The sequence below is a fragment of the Streptomyces sp. NPDC059900 genome, assembly GCF_050270335.1.
GTDB lineage: Bacteria > Actinomycetota > Actinomycetes > Streptomycetales > Streptomycetaceae > Streptomyces.
Map to the genome: position 1 here is coordinate 1 of NZ_JBNNJZ010000382.1, position 7,932 is coordinate 7,932.

Here is a 7,932-nt window from a genome sequence, read left to right on the forward strand (position 1 = left end):
GGCTGGAAGGCCACCGACGTCGGCTCCTCGCAGGACTTCAGCTGGAAGCTGACGGCACGTCACAGCACCAGCACCTGGCAGTACTTCGTCGGCGGCAACAAGATCGCCGAGGTCGACGACGGAGGTGCCCAGCCGGGTGAGACCGTCACGCACAAGGTCGACTTCGGCGGGCTCAGCGGGAAGCAGAAGGTGCTCGCGGTGTGGAACATCGCCGACACCAGCAATGCCTTCTACGCCTGCATCGACGTGAACATCACGGGCTGAGCCACCGCGCGGGTGGTTCCCCCACACCACCCACGCCCGGTCTGCCGGGCCGCGGCGCTCTCGCGCCGACGGTCTGGCGGGCCGGGCTTTTCGCGCACGAAATGACGCTCGGAGCCGGGTGCGGGCTGAGATGGTGGGTGTATGGCCGATCTGAGCAAGACTCTGGAGACGCACGTCAGCAACAGCTCCGTGGCGGGAGCGGTGGGCCTGGTGGCCCGCGGCGACCGGGGCGAGGAGGTCGCGGCCGTCGGGTCCGTCGACGTCGAGGGCACCGCCCCGATGGCCAGGGACACCATCTTCCGCATCGCCTCGCTGACCAAGCCCGTCGTCGCCGCCGGCGTCATGATGCTGGTCGACGAAGGCCGGATCGCCCTTGACGACCCGATCGGGCGCTGGCTCCCGGAGCTGGCGTCACCGAGCGTCGTGCGTACTCCGTCCTCACCGGTGGACGACGTGGTCCCGGCGCTCCGCCCCATCACCGTCCTCCATCTGCTCACCTCCCGTACGGGATACGGATTCCCGTCCGACTTCTCGCTGCCCGCGCTCGCCCCGCTGTTCAGCGAGCTGAAACAGGGACCGCCCCAGCCGCAGGCCGTGCCGGCACCGGACGTCTGGATGGCCGCGCTGTCCCGGATCCCGCTCCTGCACCAGCCCGGCGACGGCTGGCTGTACAACCTCAGCTCCGACCTCCAGGGCGTACTGATCACCCGGGTCACCGGAGAGCCACTGCCCCAGTTCCTGGCCGAGCGGATCTTCGAGCCGCTCGGGATGACCGACACCGCGTTCTCGGTGCCGCCGGGCAAGCTCGACCGGTTCACCAGCTACTACGCGGCCGGTGCCGAGGCCGGGCCCGAACGCGACCCCCGCAGCGGGCTCGAACTGCTCGACCCCGCCGACGGACAGTGGAGCACGCCGCCCCCGTTCCCCTCCGGCGCCGGCGGTCTCGTCTCGACCGTCGACGACTGGCTCGCCTTCGGCCGCATGCTGCTCGCCGGCGGGACGGCGGCGGACGGGCGCCGGCTGCTCACACCCGAATCGGTGCGGCAGATGACCACCAATCACCTCAGCACACCCGAGCGGGAGTCCGCCGGTCTCTTCCTCGAAGGAATGGGATGGGGCTTCGGCGGCTCGGTGGACGTCGAGGTCGTCGAGCCGTGGAACGTACCGGGGCGCTATGGCTGGGTCGGCGGCACCGGTACGACCGCACACATCATCCCGTCCACCGGCACGGTCACCCTCATGTTCAGCCAGTTGCAGATGGGCGGGCCCAGCTTCCCCGAGCTGATGCGGGACTTCTGGCGGTACGCCGCCGGGTCCTGAGCCGCTTCGACGGTATCCCGGCTCAGGTCTGGCGCTCGGGGTCATAGGCGTCCGGATGCAGTCCGAACGTCCACGCCACACCCTCCTTGGCCGTGCGCGTGGCGGGCGGAACACGCAACCAGTACGTACGACTCGTGCCGTCCGGCTCCGGGGTGGAGTTGACCACCTCGACCATCACGACGTCCTCGTCACCCACCAGTTGGATCCGCCAGAGCACGCCCGTCTCGTCGCGGTGCACGGGCACCGCGCCCGACTCGTCCAGATAGCGGTCGTAGCCGTAGTGCTCCAGCATCACTCGGCGCAGCTCGGCGTTCCCCTCCGCGCGTATCCGCTCGGGGGTCAGCGCGGCCAGTTCCCGGAGGAACTCGCCCGGCACCGGCATGCCCCGCCATGCGAACAGGGCGAAACCGTCGGGGAAGGCGAGTGCGGGGCCGTCCGCGCGGTCCAGGCGGCCGGCCTCGTCACGGTGCAGTTCGGTCGGGCGCTCGCAGAGGATCGCCTCCCGCTCGTAGGGCCACCACCAGCCTGCCGCGCGGGCGACCGCCGCGACGCCGTCGAGTGGACCGCCCTGCGAGGCGTCGAAGGCGCACAGCCATGCCGCCTCGTGCTGGCCGAGCACGGCGTCCAGGAGGATGAGCCGGAAGGCCTGTTGGTCCTTGCGCCTGCCACCCGCCAGTTCATCCAGCACTCCGGTGCGGATGCGGGAAGCCAGGGCCTGGGTGATGTCCCAGAGCCGGGCACCCGTGGCGCTCCAGTGCCCGCCCCAGCCGTCCGGTCCCAACTGCGCATGCAGAGCTGCCCGTTCGGCTGCCCACGCACGGTTGCGCACCGCGTCGCGCACGCCGGGGCCCAGGGTGTCCTTCTCCGCCGCCACCAGTCGCACGGCCTCCAGCGGCGAAGCGGCCCACCGGATGCGCTCGGGCTCGCGAAGCCCTGCCCTGCGGTAGGCGAGCCGCACACCTGCCTCGGCCGCCGCGCGGTCCGCGGGGCCGGTGGCCGCCGCCACCTGCCGCCACTGCGTCACATCGCTCGTAACCGGTCGTACGTGCTCCGCCGTCGTCATCTCGTCCGCTCCCATGTCGTCGTCTTCCGCTTCCCGCTCGCCACTGCCGCGCATCGAACCCGCCGACGCGGCATCAGTCGGCCACCAGACGAACGGAACCCGGCACGTACTCACGCTGACGCACCACCCGATACCAGCCCTTCGGCAGCGGAATCGCCGCGTGCTCCTCGTGCACCACGCGTCCGCCGTCCGGCAGGTGGAGCAGCATCGGGCCGAATGGGCCTGATTCGCGGATCAGTTGGCCGGGCCCCACGACGGCGTGCGCATGTCCGGTCACCTCGCCGAGGGCCAGGACGAGTCTGCCGCGAGCGTCCCGCGGCTCCCGCGGACCGTCGCCGACATGCGGCGGCAGCGCCGACTCCGCGACGGGCACGATGAGTACGTCTCCCTGCCGGTACATGGGTGTCCCCTCCCCGCGGCACGCTCTGCACCGCTCAATGGATCCGACCGTACGGCGAGGGTCTGACAACGGCCGTCGGAGGGCGGACGCACCCCGCTTCACGGCCCCGCGGCGGGCGTTGTCAGTGGGGCTTGGTAGAAATTCTGCACATCGGCCGATCACCAGGGACACGGGATCGCCGCAGTTGAGCGCCGGTTCGGCGCCAGGGCAAGGGGAGCGGGCGGACATGACCATCGGAGACAACCAGCAGCACTGGCACGGACTGCCCATCCATGAGTTCCCGCAGTTCGACGAGAAGATCACGGACGAACTGCCCGCGGCCGATTCCGTGGCCTGGCGCATCGCCGTCGACTCGTACGAAAGCGAGGAGGAGTGGGAGGCCGCGTTCGCGCGGTTCGCCGGAGCCGTCGACCTCACGCGGGTGCGGGCGATCATCGTGGGCGCGTGGAGCGATGTCTACGAGAACGGGCCGGACGAAGTGATCGCCGCTCTCGTCGGGGCGAAGGAGCGCATGCCCGCGCTGCGGGCCCTGTTCCTGGGCGACATCGACTCCGAGGAGTGTGAGATCTCCTGGATCACACAGGGCAGTGTGACCCTGCTTCTCGACGCGTTCCCCGCGTTGGAGGAGTTCGCCGTGCGCGGCGCCGACGGCCTGGTGTTTCCCGCCGTGTGCCACGAGCGGCTGCGGTCGCTGACCTTCGAGTCGGGCGGTCTTCCCGCCGAGGTGGTGCGCGGGATCGCCGCGAGCGACCTGCCCGCCCTGGAGCATCTGGACCTGTGGCTCGGCACGTCGGAGTACGGCGGCGACGCGGCGGCCTCGGACCTGGAGCCCTTCTTCGCGGGGACGCGTCTGCCCCGGCTTCGGCACCTCGCCCTGCGCAACAGCGAGATCCAGGACGAGATCGCCGAGGCCATGGCATCCGCGCCGGTCGTGGCCCGCCTCGAAGTCCTCGACCTGTCCATGGGCGTCCTGACGGACGAGGGGGCCACAGTGCTGCTGGCCGGGCAGCCGCTGACGCACCTCAAGAAGCTCGACCTGCATCACAACTTCCTCAGTGAGGCGCTGAGCCTGCGCGTGCGCGAGACCTTGCAGTCCGCGGGCGTCGAGGTCGACCTCGACGCGGACGACGCGGACGAGGACGAGGAGGAGGACGGCACAGTGTGGCGCTACGTGGCCGTGGGCGAATAGCGGTCACCGCAAGACAAGGGGGAACACCATGGCGCAGGCGGCAACGCGTCCCGAGCCGTGTCCCGGGCTGCCCGGTCCGCGGTTCGCGGTGGTCGGCAATCCGGAGAACCGCCGGGTGGAGCTGTTCACGGCGGCCGTACGGGAGGCCGGGCTGCCCGCACCGCGTGTCGTGCCGTGGCTCGATGTGCTGCGCGACGGCGGTGCCGCCTTCGGCGCGGACGAGGTGGTACGGCTCGAATCACCCGGCGAGAACGCCGACGTCGACCTTGCGCTGCGCGCGATGGACGACCCCACCCGGGTGGAGGGCAGCGCGCGTTGGTACGGACGGTTCATGGCGGCCGCACGGACGTTGAGCGGCGGCCGGCGGCTCGACGCACCGGACGAACTCGGGGTGCTCTTCGACAAACGGCTCTGCCATGACGTGCTCGCCCGCGCGGGCGTTCCCGTGCCGCCGTCGCCCACGTCCGGGGCGGCAGCAGCGGTGCAGGGCTGGGACGACGTACGGGCGCTGATGCGGGAACACCGCATGCCGCGGCTCTTCGTCAAGCTCGCCCACGGGTCGTCCGCCTCCGGGGTGCTCGCCGTCGAGACGGCGCACGCCGGGCGGATCAGGGCGACCACGTCCGTGGAGATGGCGGGCGGGCATCTGCACAACTCCCTTCGGGTGCGCCGCTACCGTAACGAGCGGGAGATCGCCGCGATCGTCGACGGACTCGCACCCGACGGACTGCACGTCGAGCGCTGGATGCCCAAGGCGTCGCTGCACGCACGCGTGGCCGATCTGCGGATCGTGGTGATCGGCGGGCGGGCCACCCACGCCGTCGTACGGACCAGCAAGTCACCCCTGACCAACCTCCACCTGGGCGGCGCGCGGGGCGAGTTGGCTGCCGCCGTAGAAGCGGCGGGGGCTCGCTGGGGCGAGGCCCTGGACATCTGCGAGCGGGCCGCCGCCTGTTTTCCCGGCACGCTCTGCGTCGGTGTCGATCTCCTTCCCGCCACCGGCTGGCAGCGGTTCACCGTCGGCGAGGTCAACGCCTTCGGTGATCTGCTTCCACGGCTGACGGGGCTGCCGGGCAGCGGGGCGGAAGGGCTTGGCACGTACGCGGCGCAGATCGCCGCCGTGCGAGGGCACCCGCCGATCGCTGCCGCACCGCTCCGGGCTGCCTCCGCCCGGCACCGGGCTGCCTCCGGCCCTCCCTGCCCGACGAACCACCCCGCTAGGAACCACCATGCGCACACCTGACACGCCTGACACCACCAGCCCGCCAGAGGCATCCGCCGCTCCCGACATGAACGAGGTCGTCGGCCGCGACGACCTGCTCCTCGTCACCCTCGACACCTTGCGGTACGACGTCGCCGCCGAACTCGCCGCCGCGGGCCGCATCCCGCACCTGGCGCGTCATCTGCCGGGCGGCGTCTGGGAGAAGCGGCACGCGCCCGGCAGCTTCACCTACGCCTCGCACCAGGCGATGTTCGCCGGGTTCCTGCCCACACCCGCCGCTCCGGGGCCGCATCCGCGGCTGTTCGCCGCACGGTTCGCGGGCAGCGAGACGACCGCCGGACGCACGTTCGTCTTCGACACGCCCGACCTGGTGTCCGGCCTCGCGCAGGCCGGGTACCGCACGGTGTGCGTCGGCGGGGTGGGCTTCTTCAACAAGCAGGGCGCTCTCGGGGACGTACTGCCCGGGTTCTTCCAGGAGAGCCACTGGGAGCCCGCGTTCGGCGTGACCTCGCCCACGTCCTTCGAGGCGCAGGTGGAACGGGCCGAGCAGGTGGTGGCCGAACTCCCCCACGAGCAGCGCCTGTTCCTCTTCCTGAACGCCTCGGCCCTGCACCAGCCCAACTGGTTCCACACGACCGGCGCGACCCGCGAGGCAGGCGACAGCCGCGCCACACACGCGGCCGCCCTGGAGTACATCGACCGGCACATAAAGCGCCTGTTCGCCGCCCTGAGCTCACGCCGCCGCTGCTTCGCCATCGTCTGCTCCGACCACGGCACGGCCTACGGAGACAACGGCTACGCGGGCCACCGCCTCGGCCACGAAGCCGTGTGGACGGTCCCCTACGCACACTTCTTCCTGGAGCCGTCCGCATGAGCACACCCCAGCTTCTCGACCCCACCGCCACGCGCCCGTACCAGAGTTACGTCTACGCCTACCCGCACAAGACCGCCTACCGCCCGCTGGCCGACCGCCCGGAGCTGCGCACCCTCTGGGCAACCGAGCCCAAGGACGCGCTCTCCCTCTATCTGCACATACCGTTCTGCGAGGTCCGCTGCGGCTTCTGCAATCTCTTCACCCGCATCGGTGCGCCCGGCGAACTGACCACCCGCTATCTCGACGCCCTCGACCGGCAGGCCACAGCGGTGCGGGACGCCCTGGCCGAAGACGGGGGCGCGGCGCAGATCCGGTTCGCCAACGCGGCGTTCGGCGGCGGCACCCCGACCTTCCTGGAGGCCGCGGAGCTGGAGCGGCTCTGCGACATCGCCGAGCGGCGCATGGGAGCCGACCTGCGGGCGATACCGCTCTCCGTCGAGGCATCGCCCGCCACCGCCACCGCCGACCGGCTCGCGGTCCTGGCCGGGCGCGGGGCGACCCGCCTCAGCCTGGGAGTGCAGAGTTTCGTCGACGCCGAGGCGCGGGCGGCGGTGCGGCCCCAGCGCCGGGCGGACGTCGAGGCGGCCCTCGGCCGGATACGCGACGCGCGCATCCCCGTGCTCAACATCGACCTCATCTACGGGATCGACGGCCAGACCGAGCACACCTGGCGCACCTCCCTGGACGCCGCGCTGGCCTGGCGCCCCGAGGAGCTCTACCTCTATCCCCTGTACGTACGGCCGCTGACCGGCCTGGGCAAGCACGGCACGGCGCCGGCCGACGCGGACTGGGACGCACAGCGGCTGCGGCTCTACCGGCAGGGCCGCGACCATCTCCTGGCCGCGGGGTACGTCCAGGTGTCGATGCGGATGTTCCGCCGGGCGGACGCGCCCCCACAGGGCGCGGACGACTACGCCTGCCAGACCGACGGCATGATCGGCCTGGGCTGCGGCGCCCGTTCGTACACCTCCTCGCTGCACTACTCCTTCGACTACGCGGTCGACCTCCGCGAGATACGCACGATCATCGACGAGTACACCGCCACCGAGGACTTCGGCCGCGCCGTGCACGGCCGCCGGGTCGACGGCGCCGAGGCCCGCCGGCGCCACCTCCTCCAGTCGCTGCTCCAGGCGGACGGCATGCCGCTCGCCGACTACCGCAAGCGGTTCGACGCGGACCCCTGCGAGGACTTCCCCGCCGAACTCGAACGGTTCGCGGACCGGGGCTGGCTGGACCCGGACACCACTGCGGGAGTGCTGCGCCTGACCCCGGAAGGCCTCGCGCACTCCGACGCGATCGGCCCCGAGCTGTTCTCCGCCGAGGTGCGGGCCGCGATGGCCGCGTACGAACTGAAGTGAGCCCGCAGACCGTGCCCCTGCCCCTATCCCAGCCCCAGCCCCAGCCCCAGCCCCCGATCTCACCGGCCATGGACCTGACGATCCTCTACCGCGGGCCGCTGGCGTCGTGCGACTACGCCTGCCCGTACTGCCCCTTCGCCAAGCGCCGCGACACCCCCGAGCAGTTGCGCGCCGACCGGGCGGCCCTGGAACGCTTCACGGACTGGGCCGGACACCAGACCGGCGACCGCCTCTCCCTCCTC

At 71.6% G+C, this 7,932-nt stretch carries 8 protein-coding genes and 1 pseudogene; 7 read left to right on the forward strand and 2 right to left on the reverse strand.

What is annotated here, in order from left to right; all coding sequences use genetic code 11:
- Positions 1-264, forward strand: a 264-nt coding sequence (locus tag ACQKIP_RS33225) for a lytic polysaccharide monooxygenase (RefSeq protein ID WP_427745005.1), incomplete at its 5' end; no start/stop codon positions are given.
- A gap of 141 nt (positions 265-405) precedes the next feature.
- Positions 406-1,584: a serine hydrolase domain-containing protein gene (locus tag ACQKIP_RS33230; protein WP_365861137.1), complete on the forward strand. Its 1,179-nt coding sequence runs from the start codon at positions 406-408 to the stop codon at positions 1,582-1,584.
- A gap of 22 nt (positions 1,585-1,606) precedes the next feature.
- On the opposite strand, the gene ACQKIP_RS33235 is transcribed toward ACQKIP_RS33230, so the two are convergent.
- Both ACQKIP_RS33235 and ACQKIP_RS33240 read right to left on the reverse strand, forming a co-directional pair.
- A complete protein-coding gene (locus tag ACQKIP_RS33235) occupies positions 1,607-2,647 on the reverse strand; it encodes a DUF6745 domain-containing protein (protein WP_365861212.1) in 1,041 nt (346 codons plus the stop codon).
- Between the two features lie 73 nt (positions 2,648-2,720).
- Entirely contained in the window at positions 2,721-3,047 is a 327-nt protein-coding gene (locus ACQKIP_RS33240; RefSeq protein ID WP_365861136.1) for a hypothetical protein, read from the reverse strand.
- A 226-nt stretch (positions 3,048-3,273) separates the two neighbouring features.
- Between ACQKIP_RS33240 and ACQKIP_RS33245 the strand changes: the two genes are divergently transcribed.
- The 5 genes and pseudogenes from ACQKIP_RS33245 to ACQKIP_RS33265 form a co-directional block, all read left to right on the forward strand.
- Positions 3,274-4,236 (forward strand): STM4015 family protein, encoded by a 963-nt coding sequence (locus tag ACQKIP_RS33245; protein ID WP_365861134.1) that lies wholly within the window; start codon positions 3,274-3,276, stop codon positions 4,234-4,236.
- 28 nt (positions 4,237-4,264) lie between these two features.
- Positions 4,265-5,479, forward strand: a complete 1,215-nt coding sequence (locus tag ACQKIP_RS33250; RefSeq protein ID WP_365861132.1) for an STM4014 family protein — start codon at positions 4,265-4,267, stop codon at positions 5,477-5,479.
- A gap of 46 nt (positions 5,480-5,525) precedes the next feature.
- Entirely contained in the window at positions 5,526-6,332 is an 807-nt protein-coding gene (locus tag ACQKIP_RS33255) for an STM4013/SEN3800 family hydrolase (RefSeq protein WP_365861210.1), read from the forward strand.
- Positions 6,329-7,690, forward strand: coding sequence for an STM4012 family radical SAM protein (locus tag ACQKIP_RS33260; protein ID WP_365861130.1), 1,362 nt, complete (start codon positions 6,329-6,331; stop codon positions 7,688-7,690). The genes ACQKIP_RS33255 and ACQKIP_RS33260 overlap by 4 nt, the downstream gene beginning before the upstream one ends.
- A 68-nt stretch (positions 7,691-7,758) precedes the next feature.
- A pseudogene (locus tag ACQKIP_RS33265) lies at positions 7,759-7,932 on the forward strand (STM4011 family radical SAM protein); the annotation flags it as partial.

Excerpts from the sequence above, each read along its gene's own strand:
- ACQKIP_RS33230 (WP_365861137.1), top strand. The coding sequence starts at position 406 with ATGGCCGATCTGAGCAAGACTCTGGAGACGCACGTCAGCAACAGCTCC.
- ACQKIP_RS33260 (WP_365861130.1), top strand. The coding sequence starts at position 6,329 with ATGAGCACACCCCAGCTTCTCGACCCCACCGCCACGCGCCCGTACCAG.
- ACQKIP_RS33255 (WP_365861210.1), top strand. The coding sequence starts at position 5,526 with ATGAACGAGGTCGTCGGCCGCGACGACCTGCTCCTCGTCACCCTCGAC.
- ACQKIP_RS33235 (WP_365861212.1), bottom strand. The coding sequence starts at position 2,647 with ATGACGACGGCGGAGCACGTACGACCGGTTACGAGCGATGTGACGCAG.
- ACQKIP_RS33245 (WP_365861134.1), top strand. The coding sequence starts at position 3,274 with ATGACCATCGGAGACAACCAGCAGCACTGGCACGGACTGCCCATCCAT.
- ACQKIP_RS33240 (WP_365861136.1), bottom strand. The coding sequence starts at position 3,047 with ATGTACCGGCAGGGAGACGTACTCATCGTGCCCGTCGCGGAGTCGGCG.
- ACQKIP_RS33250 (WP_365861132.1), top strand. The coding sequence starts at position 4,265 with ATGGCGCAGGCGGCAACGCGTCCCGAGCCGTGTCCCGGGCTGCCCGGT.